The sequence below is a fragment of the Herbaspirillum seropedicae genome, assembly GCF_001040945.1.
Lineage (GTDB): Bacteria > Pseudomonadota > Gammaproteobacteria > Burkholderiales > Burkholderiaceae_D > Herbaspirillum > Herbaspirillum seropedicae.
In genome coordinates this window covers 464,679-480,545 of the sequence record NZ_CP011930.1, presented here as the reverse complement: position 1 = coordinate 480,545, position 15,867 = coordinate 464,679, and the positions used below count along the sequence as shown (strand labels likewise).

Sequence of the window (15,867 nt, the reverse complement as noted above, 5' to 3'; positions counted from 1 at the left end):
TTTCTTTGGATCGCTCATTTTTCGTTGACTCCCTTGAGGTTCCTGGCCAGCATGCGCACCAGGAAGAACGAGACGATGTTGGCCAGCACCACAGCAAAGATGCCGCCCGCCGAAGCGATGCCGATGTCGAATTGCTGCAGGCCGATGGAATAGACCAGGAAGGTCAGGTTGGTCGTGGCCGTACCGGGCCCGCCCGCCGTGGTCGTGAAGATCTCGGCGAAGACCGAGAGCAGGAAGATGGTCTCGATCATGATCACCACCGTGATGGCGCGCTTCAGGTGCGGCAGCACGATGTAGAAGAAGATGCGCACCGGCCCCGCGCCATCGAGCTGGGCGGCTTCCTTCTGGTCGGTATCCAGGGATTGCAGGGCGGTCAGCAGGATCAGGAAGGCAAACGGAATCCACTGCCACGCCACGATGATGATGACCGACAGCATCGGATACTCGGCCAGCCAGTCGATCGGTTCCAGCCCCAGATGGCGCATCACGTAGGCCAGGATGCCGTAGACCGGATGCATGATCATGTTCTTCCAGATCAGCGCCGCCACGGTGGGCATCACGAAGAAGGGACCGATCACCAGCAGGCGCGCAATGCCGCGTCCCCGGAAAGGCTGGTCGAACAGCACCGCCAGCAGGGTGCCGCCAATGACGCTGATGGCCAGCACCGAACCGATCAGCAGTGCGGTATTGCCGATGGAGGGCCAGAAGGCCGGGTCCTGCAGCAGGAAGGCATAGTTTTCCAGGCCGACGAAACCGGTCTGGTCGGGCGCCATCAGGTTGTAGCGATTGACCGAGAAATAGATCGTCATCGCCAGCGGCACGATCATCCAGGCCAGCAGGATCAGCACCGAAGGCGTCTGCATCAGGCGGATGGGATTGAAGCGCTCCTTGCGCGGCGGACTGGTCTGCTGCCTGCGGGAAGCAGGCTGGGAGGTGCTCTGCATCATCGGTGAGGTGGACGACACCTGGGTGGAGTGGAGGGTGGACATGACGGCCTCGGCATTTCAGTCCCGCCGCCACACACGTGCGGTGCGAGCGGACGGGCAGGACGGCGCGGATGCGGACCGGCATGCGGACATGCCGGCCTCACCGCGCACGGGGCATGCATCGGAATGCATGCCATCGGAACGACAGCCTGTATGGCTTACTTGGCTTACTTGGCTTGCTCGACTTACTTGATGTAGCGACCCTGGCGCATCATCCGCACCGCCTGCGCCTGGGCGGCATCCAGCGCCGCGTCGGACGTGGTCTTGCCTGCCAGCGCACCGGCGATGGCCTGGCCGGTCACGGTGCCGATGGACTGGAACTCAGGAATGGTGGCGAACTGCACGCCGGTATAGGGCACCGGCTTGACGGTCGGCTTGTTGGCATCAGCCGTCTGGATGGCGTCGAGCACGAAGTCGGAGAAGGGCGAGACCTTCTTGTACTCGGCCGAGGCATAGGTCGAATTGCGCGTGCCCGGCGGCACCAGCGCCCAGCCCGAATCCTTGGCCACCAGGTTGATGTATTCCTTGGAGGTGGCCCAGGCGGCGAACTTCTTGGCGGCGTCCTGCGACTTGGACGACTTCGGCACGGCCAGCGACCAGATCCACAACCAGTGCGAACCCTTGTCGGTCACCTGCATGGGCGAAGGCGCGAAGGCGGTCTTGTCGGCCACCTTGGAATCCTTGCCGTGATAGAGCATGCCGGCGGCCACCGTGGCGTCGACCCACATGCCGCACTTGCCGCTGGAGAACAGCACCAGGTTTTCATTGAAGCCGTTGGAGCTGGCGCCGGGCGGGCCGTACTTGCGCATCAGGTCGACATAGAAGGCCACCGATTTCTTCCACTCCGGCGACGACAGTTGCGGCTGCCATTGTTCATCGAACCAACGGCCACCCCAGGCATTGGCCATGGTGGTGATGATGGCCATGTTCTCGCCCCAGCCGGCGCGACCGCGCAGGCAGATGCCATAGACGCCCTTGGCCGGGTCATGCAGTTGCGCGGCCAGCTTGGCGATCTCGTCCCAGGTCGGGCGCTGCGGCATGGTCAGCTTCTTCTGCTCGAAGAGATCCTTGCGGTAGTAGGTCATCGAGCTTTCGGCGTAGAACGGCAGCGCATAGAGCTTGCCATCCACGCTCAGGCCCTCACGCACCGGCTTGATCAGGTCGGCTTCGTCGTAGTCCGCCGGCAGGCCGGTCATCGGCGCCAGCCAGCCCTTCTTGGCCCAGATCGGCGCTTCATACGCGCCGATGGTCATCAGGTCGAACTGGCCGCTGTTGGTGGCGATGTCGGTGGTCAGGCGCTGCCGCAGCACGCTCTCTTCCATGGTGACCCAACGCAGCTTGATGTCCGGGTTGGCCTTCTCGAAGGCCGGCGCCAGCTTCTGCAGTTCGATCATGTCGGGATTGTTGATGGACGCGATGTTCAGCGTCACCGGCTCGGCCTGGGCCAGGCCCGCAGCGAACAGGGTCGAGATGGCCGCAGCGGCCAGGGTGAAGCGAACGCGGGTAAAGCCGAACGCGCGGGGGCGCACGAGTTTGGACATGCTGGTCTCCGAATGTTATGGGCCGCCTGCACGCTCTTCCCGGGTGGCATCGTCAAACGCCGTGCGTACGTGCGGGTGGGGCCGGTTGTCTTGAACAACTTTGAGCAAATATTATTTTTATGAGCAAATAATCATCCATTCCCAAAAACATGTCAAGCATTTGCTTTTTGATTGAGCAATTGCCCATATTTGGCAATAATGAAGGCGCCAACTCGCCGTAAAATGGCCCACCGTCATTGAGCATTGAACAATGAGCATTGAACAATGGGCAATGCAGTAATTCAGCCAACCGAATCAGAGACAGCACAGGCCCCGACGCGTACGCGCCGGCGGCTGGCGAGGAGAACATGTCGAGCAGCACCTCCAAACTGGACCTGGCGGCCCGCGCCGCGTGGATGTACTACGTGGCCGGCAACACCCAGAACGAAATCGCCGAACGGCTCGGCATCTCGCGCCAGATGGCGCAACGCATGGTGGCCTATGCCGCCGACGCCAACCTGGTCAAGGTGCAGATCACGCATCCGGTCTCGTCCTGCCTGGAACTGGCGCAAGGCCTGCAGGAGCGTTACGGCCTGGACGTCTGCCGGGTGGTCCCTGGCGCCGGCGGGGCCGGCAACCCCAACGAATCGCAGGAAGTGCAGCAGATGCTGGCCGTGGCTGGCGCCGAACTGATGGAGCAATACCTCGGTTCGGAAGCGCCGCTGGTGGTCAACGTCGGTTCCGGCCGCACGCTCAAGGCCGCCATCGAACGGCTCTCCGAACTGGAGCGTCCGCAGCACCAGATCGTCTCGATGATCGGCGCCTTCGCCTCCGATGGTTCGGCCAACCGCTATGACGTGGCCCTGCAGGCCGCCGAGAAACTGGGCGCGCGCTTCTACCTCTTGCCCGCCCCGCGCGTGGCCGAGAGTGAAAGCGACCGCCAGCAATGGTGCAACCACCGCGCCTACAAGATCGTCACCGGCCTGGCTGAGCGCGCCGATGTGACCTTCCTGGGCATCGGCACCATCGCCTTGCAGGGCGCGATGCACGAAGACGGTTTCATCGACGACGGCGAAGTGGCCGAGTTGCAGCGCCAGGGCGCGGTGGGAGAAATGATCTGCCACGCCTTCGACATCGATGGCGTGATGCTGCCTTCCTCGCTATCGGCGCGGGTGACCACACCGCCGCTGACGCAAAGGCCGCAGCGTCCGGTGATCGCCTTCTGCGGCGGCAGCAAGAAGGCCGAGGCGGTGCGCGCAGCGCTACGCGGCGGCTGGCTCACCGGCCTGGTCACTGACGAGGTCTGCGCACGCCACGCCTTGCAGGATTGAATGGCCTTCAGCCCCGCCACTACACCAGCACAACAACGACCTGACCCACGGAGACCAGCATGACCCAGAGCGCCGCATTCGTCGTCTTCGGCGAAGCCCTGACCGATTTCATCCGCCAGCCCGACGAGCAGTGGCGCGCCATTCCCGGCGGCGCCTGCTGGAACGTGGCGCGCGCCGCCGCCCGCCTGGGCGTGCCCACCGGCTATGCCGGCAGCGTGAGCACCGATGTGTTCGGCGCAGAGCTGTACGCCCTCACGCAAGCGGCCGGTCTGGACATGCGCTTCACCCAGCAATACGCCAAGGCGCCGCTGCTGGCGATGGTGACCTCGACCACCCCGCCCGACTACTTCTTCATCGGCGACGACAGCGCCGACCTGCACTTCGATCCGCAGCGCCTGCCAGCGGGCTGGCTCGATGATGCCCAGGTGCTGCATTTCGGCTGCATCAGCCTGACCCGCGAACCACTGGCCTCGCGCCTCTTGCAGATTGCCCAGGAAGCGGCGCGGCGCAACAAGAAGATCGCCTTCGATCCGAACTGGCGCAAGCTCATGGACAGCCCGTCCTATCGCCTCCTGTTCCAGCAACTGCTGTCCTTGTCGCATTACGTCAAGGTATCCGACGAAGACCTCGAACGCCTCTTCCCCGGTGATACCAATGCACTGGCCACACTGCAATCGCTGGCCCCGCAAGCCGAGATCCTCTACACGCTGGGCGCCAAGGGGATGCAATGGATCAAGGGCGAGCAGGTCATCGACCAGCCCGCCTATCGGGTCGAGGTGATCGACACCGTCGGTTGCGGCGACGCTTCCATGGGCGGCTGGATCGCCAGCCAATTGCGCCAGCCGGATGCACCGGCCCAGGTCCACCTGCAATGCGCGGCGGCGGGCGCGGCCATTGCGGCCTCCAAGGCCGGCGCCTATGCGGCGACCTGGGACGAAGTGCAGGCGCTGATCGCGCACGCCTGAACGCCGTCCCGCGTACCTCCTCACCATGAGCGGGAGACCTGCCCTCCCGCTCGCCCACGACATCACGCGCCTGCCAGTTCCTTCACGAAATCCTGGTAAGTGCGCAAGGGTCGGCCCAGCAATCCTTCCAGCACCTGCACCGCACCTGGGCGGCCATGCATGCCGTGGCGCTGGATCTGCGCCATCATGAGCCGCAGATCGAAGGCCATCCAGTCCGGCGCCTGAGCGGCCAGTTGCTGCTCGAACGCATCCAGATCATCGCCACCGGCCTGGATGGGACGTTGCAGCACCTCGCTCCACACCGCTGCCGCCTGCGCGCCAGTGAAGGATTGCGGTCCGACCAGGTCCAGCGTACGTGTTGGCAGTGGCTTGTCCGCACGGTCCCGCGCCAGCAGTTCGGCCACCGCAATGTCGGCGATGTCGCGCACGTCGATCATCTCCACCCCGGACGGGCCGATGGGCATGGGATAGACGCCATAGGAGGACAACACCGGCAAGAGCGGCACATCGTTCTGCATGAAATAGGCCGGACGCAGGATGGTGGCGGGCAGACCGCTGCCCTCGATCATCCGTTCCACGGTGTGCTTGCCGGTGAAGTGCGGCACGTCGGTGAAGCGATCCGCATGGATCACCGAGAGATAGACGATGCGCTCAATACCCGCCTGGTGGGCCAGGTTCAGCACATTGAGCGCCTGCGTCAGTTCGTCAGGCGCCACGGCGTTGAGCACGAAGAGCGTGCGCACGCCCTGCAGGGCGGTGCGCAGCGAAGTCACCTCGCGCAGGTCGCCGACCACTTCCTTGACATCTGCAGGCAGCGCCATCTTGCCGGGGCTGCGCACCAGTGCGCGGACCTCGGCGCCAGCGGCGGCCAGACCTTGCACGACCAGGGATCCAACGGCGCCGGTAGCGCCAGTAACGAGAATGCTCATGATGTTTTCCTTTGTGGATAAGTTAAAAAGCCTGCTTCAATGAAAGCGTCAGGACTTGCATCACCTCGATGCAAAGCAAGCACCGGCTTGCTGGGCAGGCATCGCTTGCACGCTGCCTTTGCGGGTCGGTGGTTGATGGAACACACGATAATGGGTATCGCATTCGAAACACAGACGATAAAATCGAGACTATCCGGATCATTTTTGAGACACCATGGACATCAATGCCCTAGTGGATTTCCAGCTGGTCGCCGCCCATGGCAGCTTCGGCCGCGCCAGCCGCGAGAGCGGACGCGCCAAGGCCACGCTCTCGCGCCGTGTAGCCGAGCTGGAAGAAGAGCTGGGGGTACGCCTGGTTGAACGCGGCACGCAGCGCCTCACCGTCACCGAGGCTGGCGAATTGCTGCTGCAACGAAGCGAAGGCCCGCTGCGCGAACTCGCGGAAGCCATGACCCAGGCCCGCGAAGGCAGCAGCGCGCCGCGTGGCCGTCTGCGCATTGCCGCACCGCTGGTGTTTTCGCAACTGGCGCTGGGGCGGCTGGCAGCCTCGTTCCATGCCGCTTACCCGCAGGTCGAAGTGGACGTGGTGGCCGAAGACCGGCTGGTGGACCTGGTGCAGGAACACTTCGACCTGTGCATCCGCATCAATCCCAGCGACGACGGCAATCTGGTGGGCCGCTGCTTCGCCCGCGACAGCCTGGCCCTGGTGGCCGCCCCTACGCTGCCCATGCCGCGCGCGCGGGCAGGCAAGTCGCATCCGGTGCCGGCGGTGGTGATGCCGACCTTCCGCGATAGCGATCTCTGGTCCTTGCGCGAAGGCAAACTGCTGATCGCTCCGCAACCGGTGCTGCGGCTGTCTTCGCTGATGATGGTCAAGGATGCGGTCTGTGCCGGAGCAGGCGCCGCGCTGCTGCCCTGGTCGCTGGCCAGCGCGCTGGTAGAAGCGGGACAGCTCAAGCTGTGGGGCAAGCTGGGCGGCGAAGTCGAGCTGTGGGTGCTGCATACTTCGCGTCGCTTGCAGAGTCCTAAAGTGCGGGCATTCGTGGACTTCATGTGTCGGCAGTATCCTGATGGCCGCTTCGTCGTCTGATCTTGCCGCAGCGGCTGCGCTTGTGGGTCGCTGGCCGAATGGCTAGAATCCGCCACCGCTCAACCTGTTTCCCTCCATGCACAAGCCCACGCCCCACGATGTCACCCTGGTCAACGGCCAGTCCGCCACCCGGCTGTCACCGGCGCAAGAGAAATTCAATGCGCTCATCGACGCCATCGGCGCCCGCCGCGCCCGGCTCAAGGAATGGGAAACCGCCAGCGACGAATTCCACAGGAAATACGCGGCCCAGTACGTGCCGCTGGAACAGGAACTGCTTGGCCTGAAACGCCAGGCGGTCTACCGTCTGCACGAAGCCTGGGCGCACAAGGCGCTGGGCAAGGGGGAGCGCATCACCCTGTCGGCCCTGATCGCCGACATGGCGCAGGCGCTGCTGCAACGTAGCGAGGATGCCGAGCTGGCGCTGATCTACCAGCAGCATGCGGAGGAAGAGCACGCCGCAGAGATCGCCCACGCGCCATCACCGCCTGGCGGGAACGAGAGCATTGCCGAGGACGACTTCACCACCGGCACGCCCGAGGAAATCATGCAGCGCATGGAGGCCATGCTGGAGCGCCAGGAGCGCGAACGCCAGGCCGCCGCCCAGGCGCGGGAAGCCGGTCGCGCCAGTCGCAAGAAGCCGCCCAAGCAGCGCGCCGCCGAACATCAGCAGCAGGCGCAACGCACCGAACTGAGCCAGTCCATCCGCGCCGTCTACCGCCGTCTGGCCAGCGCCCTGCATCCAGACCGCGAACCCGACGAAGACGAGCGCACCCGCAAGACCGCACTGATGCAGCAGGTCAACCAGGCCTACGAAAAAAATGATTTGTTGAAGCTGCTGGAATTGCAGCTGGAACTGGAACACATCACCCGGCATACCCAGACCGAGGTGAGTGAGGCGCGGCTGGCGCATTACAACCAGATCCTGCAGGAACAGGCCGACGAGCTGGACCAGGAAATCATCCACGTCCAACGCCAGTTCCGGCGCGCCTATGGCCTGCCTTCCACGGCAAGGCTGACGCCCGAGAAGATGATGCGCTACCTGAACCGGGGCATCACCGCGCTACGCCAGGAAGGGCAGGACCTGCGCGCCGCGCTGGCCGCGTTTGGCGATATCGAACAGGTCAGGAGCTGGCTGAAACACGCACGCCGCCAGCGCGCCCAGGGGTGGGAAGACGCGTGACCGGCGCGCTCGCGCCGCGGTGCGCGTCAGATCTTTTCCAGCTTGGCCACCGACAGATCCAGCAGCTTCATGCCGAACTTGCCAAAGTTGATCTGCGCCCGCGCCGCGCCGCCACCGCCTTCGATATTGACGATGACGCCCTCGCCGAACTTGGCATGCGACACGTTCTGCCCGATGCGCCAGCCTGAATCGGTCTGGCGCGAGAAGCTCTGGGCGATCTTGTTGTTGCCCGCCTCCGGCACTTCATCCCAGGCCGACTTGGGATTGGCGAACCAGTGATGCTGGGCGATCTTGGGCGAGAGCCACTTGATCGATTGTTCCGGCATCTCATCGAAGAAGCGTGAGCGCATGTTGTAGCGCGTCTGGCCGTGCAGCATGCGAGTCTGCGAGAAGGTCATGAAGAGGCGCTTCCTGGCGCGCGTGATGGCCACATACATCAGGCGGCGCTCTTCTTCCACCCCGCCCTCTTCCTTGGCGCTGTTCTCGTGCGGGAACAGGCCCTCTTCCATGCCGGTGATGAAGACGGCATCGAACTCCAGCCCCTTGGCGGAGTGCACCGTCATCAGCTGCAGGGCGTCCTGGCCGGCCTGCGCCTGGTTGTCACCGGCTTCCAGCGAGGCATGCGAGAGGAAGGCCGACAGCGGCGACATGATGGTCACCAGCGGCGCATCGGCGTCCAGCACTTCCACGCCATCGGCGGTGGTGATGGCGGCGCCCGCCGTGGCCTGCGCCTGCGGGCCGAGGAAGGCCGGCGCATCCAGGCCATAGCCTTCTTCCGAGACGAAGAGGGTCGCAGCGCTGACCAATTGCTCCAGGTTCTCGATGCGGTCGGCGCCTTCCTTTTCGTTGCGGTAGTGCGTCATCAGGCCGGACAGGTCCAGCACCACCTTGACCATTTCGGGCAGGGGCAGATGCTGGGTCTCGAAGCGCGCGCCTTCGATCAGCTTGACGAAGGCATTCAGCGACGAGCCCGCCTTGCCCGCCACATACGGCACGGCGGCATAGAGCGAGCAGCCATACTGGCGCGCCGCATCCTGCAATGACTCCATGGCCTTGGCGCCGATGCCGCGGGTGGGGAAGTTGACCACGCGCAGGAAGGCCGAATCATTGTGCAGGTTGTCCATCAACTGCAGGTAGGCGATGGCGTGCTTGATTTCGGCGCGCTCGAAGAAGCGCTGGCCGCCATAGACGCGATAGGGAATGGCCGAACTGAACAGCGCATGCTCCAGCACACGGGATTGCGCATTGGAGCGATAGAGGATGGCGATCTCGCTGCGCGCCCAGCCTTCGGCGATCAGGTCCTTGACCTGTTCGATGATCCACTGCGCTTCCTGCAGGTCGCTGGTGGCTTCATAGACGCGCACCTGCTCGCCGTGGCCGGCATCGGTGCGCAGGTTCTTGCCCAGGCGCTTGCTGTTGTTGGCGATGAGCTCGTTGGCGGTGTCCAGGATGTGACCATGCGAGCGATAGTTCTGCTCCAGCTTGATCAGGTTCTGGACATGGAATTCCTGCTCGAAGGCCTGCATGTTGCCCACGTTGGCGCCACGGAAGGCGTAGATGCTCTGGTCATCGTCGCCCACCGCGAAGACCGCGTTGTGCTGGCCGGCCATGAGCTTCAACCACTTGTATTGCAGGTCGTTGGTATCCTGGAACTCATCGACCAGGATGTGGCGGAAGCGGCTCTGGTAGTGCTCGCGCAGGGGCTGGTTGCGCGAGAGCAATTCATAGGTGCGCAACAGCAGCTCGGCGAAATCGACCACGCCTTCGCGCTGGCACTGCTGGTCGTAGAGTTCATAGAGTTCGACGAACTTGCGGTTGTAGTCGTCGTAGGCATCCACGTCCTTGGCGCGCAGGCCCTGGTCCTTGGCGCTGTTGATGAAGTACATCAGGTTGCGCGGCGGATACTTCTCATCGTCCACGTTCATCTGCTTCAACAGCCGCTTGATGGCCGAGAGCTGGTCTTGCGTATCCAGGATCTGGAAGGTCTGGGGCAAGCCGGCGTCCTTGTGATGCGCGCGCAGCAGGCGGTTGCACAGCCCGTGGAAGGTGCCGATCCACATGCCCCGGGTATTGATGGGCAGCATGCCCGACAGGCGCGCCGTCATTTCCTTGGCGGCCTTGTTGGTGAAGGTCACCGCCAGGATGCCGGAAGGCGAGACCTGCCCGGTCTGGATCAGCCAGGCGATGCGGGTGGTCAGCACACGGGTCTTGCCGGAACCGGCGCCGGCCAGGATCAGCGCCGATTGCGCGGGCAGCGTCACGGCGGCGAGCTGCTCTTCGTTGAGGTTGAGGAGAAGATTTTGCATCCCGCGATTATAAAGGGCGCGTGCCCTGACCGGGCGAGCAGGGGCGGCGCTATACTGCGGTGCCTTGATTTATCCACAGCCATTCTTTCATCGACGACTCTCCTGCCCATGCGCCGCCTGCCCTCCTCCTGCCTTCCGGCCCTCGCCCTGATCGCCACCCTCTTGCTGAGCGCCTGCGCCACCAGCACGCCACCGGCTGTGCGCAGCGATGTCGAGCAATTGCTGAGCTTGCAGAAGACACGTCTGGATGTCGCCGCCCCGGTGGCGCGCAGCAAATGGAATTCGCATGCGCCCATTGATGATCCGGCGCGCGAGGCGGTGATCCTCGACGATGTGGCCGCCCGGGCGCAGAAGCTGGGCCTGGATGCGGCGTGGACGCGGCGTTTCTTCCAGGACCAGTTCGAGGCCGGCAAGATCGTGCAGCGCGACCTGCACCGCCAGTGGCGCGTGGAGCAGCGCCCGCCTTTCGCCAATCCGCCTGACCTGGCGCTGCAGGTGCGTCCGGTGCTGGACCGCCTCACCCCCGACCTGCTGGCGGCGCTGGCGCGCCTGAACGGCCATTGGTGCGAGCCCGCCGTGCAGCGCGATCTGGCCGAGCTGGATGCGGAAATCCTGGGCGCGGACTATCCGCCGGCAGTGCGCGAACGCGCCACCGAAGCGCTGCGCTGCCAACGCTGAAGGCTGTCTTGCCATCCGGATAACGTGGCAGAAAAGCGACTAAGCGACTGAATCGACAGGAAAAAATCTTTTGCTGTCCTGCAGCATTTTTCTGGCGGGAGTAAAATCCGGCATGTTGTTCACGCGCACATCCGCGCCTGCGACACCTCATTCCGAACTTCCCCGCCATGTCCGACGATTCCTGTAGTCCCAGTCCCTCCGCCACGCCTGTGCCGGCTGCACCGCCGCGTCCGCTGACGCCGGCCAAGGTCACCCGGCAGATCATCGCCACCGCCTTCTTCACCTTCCTGGTCTATCTGGCCATCGGCATCCCGATGGCGGTGCTGCCGGGCTACATCCACCTGGACCTGGGCTATAGCTCGGTGATGGCCGGACTGGGCATCAGCGTGCAGTACTTCGCCACCTTCGTGAGCCGCGCCAATGCAGGCCGCATGATCGACACCGTCGGCGCCAAGCAGACCGTCATGCGCGGCATGCTGCTGTGTTCGGCCAGCGGCGCCTTGTTGCTGTGCTCGGCGCTGGCCCAGCCGCTGCCCTTCCTCTCGCTGGTGCTGCTGTTTGCCAGCCGCGCCTTGCTGGGCCTGGGCGAGAGCCTGGTCGGCACCGGCGCCATCATGTGGGGCGTGGGCCGCGTGGGTTCCGAGAACACGGCCAAGATGATTTCCTGGAACGGCATCGCCACCTATGCGGCACTGGCCATCGGCGCGCCGCTGGGCGTGGTGCTGGACCGCTCGCTGGGCTTTGCCATGATCGGCCTGTCGGGCATGCTGCTGACCGCACTGGGCTACGTGCTGGCGCGTGGCGGCCCGGTCACGCCGGTGGTGCAGGGTGAACAGCTGTCCTTCAAGCTGGTGCTGCGCAAGGTGTTCGCCTATGGCATGGGGCTGGCCTTCGGCACTATCGGCTTTGGTTCGATCGCCACCTTCATTACGCTCTATTACGCCGACCTGCACTGGAGCGGCGCGGCCTTTGCGCTGACCGCCTTCTCCAGCGCCTTCGTCGGTGCGCGCCTGCTGTTTGCCAATGCCATTACGCGCTTCGGTGGCTATCGCGTGGCCGTGGTCAGCTTCCTCACTGAAGCGGTCGGCCTGCTGTTGCTGTGGAGCACCACCACGCCCGAACTGGCGCTGCTGGGGGCAGGCCTGGCCGGTTTCGGCTTTGCGCTGGTGTTCCCTTCGCTGGGGGTGGAGGCGGTCAACCTGGTGTCGCCGGCCAATCGCGGCGCGGCGCTGGCGGCCTATTCGGTCTTCCTCGACCTGGCGCTGGGCATCACCGGCCCGCTGGCCGGGGCCATTGCCGGGCAGCTCGGTTATCCGCAGGTATTCCTTTTCGCCGCCATTGCCGCCATCGGTGCGGTGGCCTTGTCGCTGTCCTTGTATCGCAGTGCGCAGCAGCGCGGCAAGCCTTGATCGGCACGATCTGAGCACTGACTGGACATGGGGCCGATAGGTGTTTATCTATCGGCCCCATTGATTTATTGCGCAGCGGTGCGCTGAAAAATCGGTTGAAATAAGGAACGTCGGCCCGACTCTCTTATCAATACTTGCGTAGCCGCAGTTTGTCCCTGCGGATTTGCAATAGAATCGCGGAGTTGCGCAGTGTTAAGTACCCGCTTACGAAAAACCGAACAGCTAAGGAGCGAATAATGGCAAAGAAGAATGTGGCAGCCCCCTCGATCAACATCGGCATCAACGACAAGGACCGCAAGAAGATTGCCGACGGCCTGTCCAAGCTGCTGGCCGACACCTATACCCTGTACCTGAAGACCCACAACTTCCACTGGAACGTGACCGGTCCGATGTTCAACACCCTGCACCTGATGTTCGAAGGCCAGTACAACGAGTTGGCGCTGGCCGTGGACCTGATCGCCGAACGCATCCGCGCACTGGGCTATCCGGCCCCGGGTTCGTACAAGGAATTCGCCAAGCTGTCGTCGATCCCCGAAGCCGATGGCGTGCCCAACGCCCAGGAGATGATCGCCCAGCTGGTGGCCGGTCAGGAAGCCGTGACCCGCACTGCCCGTTCGATCTTCCCGACCGTGGATGCAGCCGCCGATGAACCGACCGCCGACCTGCTGACCCAGCGCATGCAGCTGCATGAAAAGAATGCGTGGATGCTGCGCAGCTTGCTGGAAGGCTGATGATCGCCTGGCGTTAGCCAAATAGAAAATGCCGTTCACAATCGAACGGCATTTTTTTCGAACCGTTCGGACTGAGTAGCCGCTGCGCGGCGTATCGAAGGCGCGACGGCGACTGCGCACCTCCAGCGCGCCTTCGATACGCCCCTTCGGGTCTACTCAGTCCGAACGGTGATATTGGATTCCATGCCTCACCGATAGAGATCAGCCAGCTCCCGCGTCTTGCGCTCTTCCACCGGCACCAGATAGACACTGCTGATGACGGCCACCATGTCGGCCCCCTGCTCCACCAGCGGTGGCGCATTCTCCAGGGTGATCCCGCCGATCACCACCACCGGCAAGGGAATCTCGCGCTTGGAGTGCGCAATGATTTCCGGTGCAGTCCGGAAATCATATTTTTTCACCCGCGACGGATAGAAGCCGCCAAAGGCGACGTAACTCGCGCCATCACGATAGGCCGCATGCGCCAGCTCCAGCGTGCCATAGCAGGACGCGCCCACGATGCGGTCCGGCCCGACGGCCTTGCGCACCTCGGCGATGGAAGCGTCGGTGCCGCCGACGTGGATGCCATCGGCATCGATGTCCAGGCACAGGTCCACATGATCGTTGATGATCAGCGGCACCTGGTACTGCCGGCACAAGGCCAGCAGCGCCGAGGCTTGCGCCTGCCGTTGCTGCGCGTCGGCCGTCTTGTGGCGGTACTGCACCAGCGCAGCACCTTGTTGCAAGGCCAGCTCGGTGGCCGCCAGCAATTGGGCGGTGTCATCCCAGTCGGGTGTGACGATGTAGAGGCCGCGTAGATGCTTTGCATACTCGGGTTTCATGTCAGGCTCCTGCCGCGGGTGCGGCGTCAACAACAGCTTCGAACGCAGGCACGCGATGGGGAATGCGCTGCCCGTCAGCAATGGCATACGAGGTAGCGAGCGCATGCTGGGTGTAGTGCTGGGCCAGCTCGATGGCCTGGCGCATCGGCAGGCCCCGCGCCAGGCAGGCCGACAGGGCCGCCGCCAGCGTGCAGCCGCTGCCGTGGAATTCATCGGGCAGGCGGGTCCAGCGCCAGCGCGCAGTTTCAATCGCTTCTTCGGCAAACTCGGAACGGAACAGCTGGCCGTACCAACGATTGATCACATCCTGCTCCTGCGGACCATGACCGCCCTTGAGCAGCACATGCGCGCAACCCCGCGCCATCAGCAGGGCGGCCTGCTGCGTAGGCTCCACGTCACCGCACAGGCGGCGCGCCTCGTTGAGATTGGGCGTGATCACGGTTGCCAGCTCGTACAACGGTTCGATCACACGCACCGCATCATCACGCGACAGCTGGTCTCCCTTGCCATTGGCCAGCACCGGATCGAGCACCACCGGCAGTTGCGGATTGCGCTCGCGCAATTGCCGGATCAAGTCCGCGATGACCTCGGCATTCTCACGACTGCCTGCAATGCCCAGCTTGACCGCCGCGATGTCGAAACGGTCGATCAGCACCTGCGCCTGGTGACGCACCAGTTCAGGATCGAGCGCATGCACGGCAAAGACGCTGACGTTGTCCTGCACCGTCAAAGCCGTCGGCACCGACAAGGGATGGCACCCCAGCGCGGTGATGGCCGGGATATCGGCCTGCATGCCGGCCCCGCCGCTAGGGTCGGAGCCGGAGAAGACCAGCACGCAGGGTGGCGTGGAACGATAGGCCGCCTGCATGCTTATGCCACGCGACCAGCCATCGGCGACGACGGCGAGGCCGCAAACTTGCGCGGGATGCGGCCAGAGAGGAAGGCTTCGCGACCTGCTTGCACCGCCAGCTTCATGGCGCGGGCCATGCGGATGGGATCGCGTGCACAGGCAATGGCGGTGTTCATCAGCACGCCATCACAGCCCAGTTCCATGGCGATGGCGGCATCCGAGGCAGTACCCACGCCCGCATCGACCAGCACCGGCACGCGCGCCTGTTCGATGATCAGCGACAGGTTCCAGGGATTGAGGATGCCCATGCCCGAGCCGATCAACGAAGCCAGCGGCATGACGGCGGCCACGCCCAGGTCTTCCAGCATGCGTGCCTGGATGGGGTCGTCGCTGCAATAGACCATCACGTCGAAGCCGTCCTTGACCAGGGTCTCGGCGGCCTTGAGGGTTTCCGGCATATTGGGGAACAGGGTCTTTTCATCGCCCAGCACTTCCAGCTTGACCAGCTTGTGGCCACCCAACAGCTCGCGCGCCAGTTGCAGCGTGTACACCGCATCGGCCGCGTTATAGCAACCGGCGGTATTGGGCAGGATGGTGAATTCGGAAGGCGGCACTGCGTCCAGCAGGCTGGGCGCATTGGGGTCCTGGCCGATGTTGACGCGGCGGATCGCCACCGTGATGATCTCGGCGCCGCTGGCCACCGTCGCTGCGCGGGTCTCGTCGAGGTCCTTGTACTTGCCGCTACCCACCAGCAGGCGCGAGCGATAGGTCTTGCCGGCGATGGTCAGGCCCTTGTCCTCATTCACGAGGGGGGCGTCATTCATGTTCATGTCGATTCCTTGTCTGGGGATGTGCGCAGGCGGGCGGATCAACCGCCGCCAATGGCGCGCACGACGTCTACCTTGTCGGCCTCGGCCAGTGCGCGCGAGCTCCATTGCGCACTGGGCACCACCTGGCGATTGACCGCCACCGCCACCGCACGGCCGACCAGGGAGAGGTCGGCAATGAGCTGGTCCAGCGTGGCGCCGTCAGGCAGCGGGTGAGGCTTGCCGTTCAGTTCGATCTGCATGG

The 15,867-nt window shown here is 64.2% G+C and carries 15 protein-coding genes; 7 read left to right on the top strand and 8 right to left on the bottom strand.

Annotated elements, in window-relative coordinates; all coding sequences use genetic code 11:
• Window positions 1-14: 14 nt before the first annotated feature.
• A complete protein-coding gene (locus tag ACP92_RS02195) occupies window positions 15-989 on the bottom strand; it encodes a carbohydrate ABC transporter permease (protein WP_013232485.1) in 975 nt (324 codons plus the stop codon).
• A gap of 182 nt (window positions 990-1,171) precedes the next feature.
• Window positions 1,172-2,527, bottom strand: a complete 1,356-nt coding sequence (locus ACP92_RS02190) for an ABC transporter substrate-binding protein (protein WP_013232484.1) — start codon at window positions 2,525-2,527, stop codon at window positions 1,172-1,174.
• Window positions 2,528-2,874: 347 nt separating this feature from the next.
• Here ACP92_RS02190 and ACP92_RS02185 point away from each other — a divergent pair, with 347 nt between their 5' ends.
• Window positions 2,875-3,837, top strand: a complete 963-nt coding sequence (locus ACP92_RS02185; protein WP_013232483.1) for a sugar-binding transcriptional regulator — start codon at window positions 2,875-2,877, stop codon at window positions 3,835-3,837.
• A 59-nt stretch (window positions 3,838-3,896) separates the two neighbouring features.
• Complete coding sequence (locus ACP92_RS02180) at window positions 3,897-4,802, top strand: carbohydrate kinase family protein (RefSeq protein WP_013232482.1); 906 nt, start codon at window positions 3,897-3,899, stop codon at window positions 4,800-4,802.
• A 62-nt stretch (window positions 4,803-4,864) separates the two neighbouring features.
• On the opposite strand, the gene ACP92_RS02175 is transcribed toward ACP92_RS02180, so the two are convergent.
• Window positions 4,865-5,731, bottom strand: coding sequence for an SDR family oxidoreductase (locus ACP92_RS02175; RefSeq protein ID WP_013232481.1), 867 nt, complete (start codon window positions 5,729-5,731; stop codon window positions 4,865-4,867).
• A 214-nt stretch (window positions 5,732-5,945) separates the two neighbouring features.
• Between ACP92_RS02175 and ACP92_RS02170 the strand changes: the two genes are divergently transcribed.
• Window positions 5,946-6,821, top strand: a complete 876-nt coding sequence (locus tag ACP92_RS02170) for a LysR family transcriptional regulator (RefSeq protein WP_013232480.1) — start codon at window positions 5,946-5,948, stop codon at window positions 6,819-6,821.
• Window positions 6,822-6,897: 76 nt separating this feature from the next.
• Complete coding sequence (locus tag ACP92_RS02165) at window positions 6,898-8,001, top strand: J domain-containing protein (RefSeq protein WP_013232479.1); 1,104 nt, start codon at window positions 6,898-6,900, stop codon at window positions 7,999-8,001.
• A gap of 26 nt (window positions 8,002-8,027) precedes the next feature.
• On the opposite strand, the gene ACP92_RS02160 is transcribed toward ACP92_RS02165, so the two are convergent.
• The gene (locus tag ACP92_RS02160) at window positions 8,028-10,307 is read right to left on the bottom strand and encodes a UvrD-helicase domain-containing protein (RefSeq protein WP_013232478.1); all 2,280 of its coding nucleotides are present in this window, start codon (window positions 10,305-10,307) and stop codon (window positions 8,028-8,030) included.
• 108 nt (window positions 10,308-10,415) lie between these two features.
• Here ACP92_RS02160 and aroQ point away from each other — a divergent pair, with 108 nt between their 5' ends.
• From aroQ to ACP92_RS02145, 3 genes are all read left to right on the top strand, one after another.
• Window positions 10,416-10,985, top strand: coding sequence for a gamma subclass chorismate mutase AroQ (gene aroQ, locus ACP92_RS02155; RefSeq protein WP_013232477.1), 570 nt, complete (start codon window positions 10,416-10,418; stop codon window positions 10,983-10,985).
• Window positions 10,986-11,152: 167 nt separating this feature from the next.
• A complete protein-coding gene (locus ACP92_RS02150; protein ID WP_013232476.1) occupies window positions 11,153-12,394 on the top strand; it encodes an MFS transporter in 1,242 nt (413 codons plus the stop codon).
• 236 nt (window positions 12,395-12,630) lie between these two features.
• Complete coding sequence (locus tag ACP92_RS02145; RefSeq protein ID WP_013232475.1) at window positions 12,631-13,125, top strand: Dps family protein; 495 nt, start codon at window positions 12,631-12,633, stop codon at window positions 13,123-13,125.
• A 188-nt stretch (window positions 13,126-13,313) separates the two neighbouring features.
• Here the strand turns inward: ACP92_RS02145 and thiE are convergent, their stop codons facing one another.
• The 4 genes from thiE to thiS are packed head-to-tail and all read right to left on the bottom strand — an operon-like array spanning window position 13,314 to window position 15,865.
• Window positions 13,314-13,946, bottom strand: coding sequence for a thiamine phosphate synthase (gene thiE / locus ACP92_RS02140; protein ID WP_013232474.1), 633 nt, complete (start codon window positions 13,944-13,946; stop codon window positions 13,314-13,316).
• 1 nt (window position 13,947) lies between these two features.
• The gene (thiD, locus tag ACP92_RS02135) at window positions 13,948-14,814 is read right to left on the bottom strand and encodes a bifunctional hydroxymethylpyrimidine kinase/phosphomethylpyrimidine kinase (protein WP_013232473.1); all 867 of its coding nucleotides are present in this window, start codon (window positions 14,812-14,814) and stop codon (window positions 13,948-13,950) included.
• Window positions 14,815-14,816: 2 nt separating this feature from the next.
• Complete coding sequence (locus ACP92_RS02130; protein WP_013232472.1) at window positions 14,817-15,626, bottom strand: thiazole synthase; 810 nt, start codon at window positions 15,624-15,626, stop codon at window positions 14,817-14,819.
• 38 nt (window positions 15,627-15,664) lie between these two features.
• Window positions 15,665-15,865: a sulfur carrier protein ThiS gene (thiS, locus tag ACP92_RS02125; RefSeq protein WP_041310034.1), complete on the bottom strand. Its 201-nt coding sequence runs from the start codon at window positions 15,863-15,865 to the stop codon at window positions 15,665-15,667.
• Window positions 15,866-15,867 lie beyond the last annotated feature (2 nt).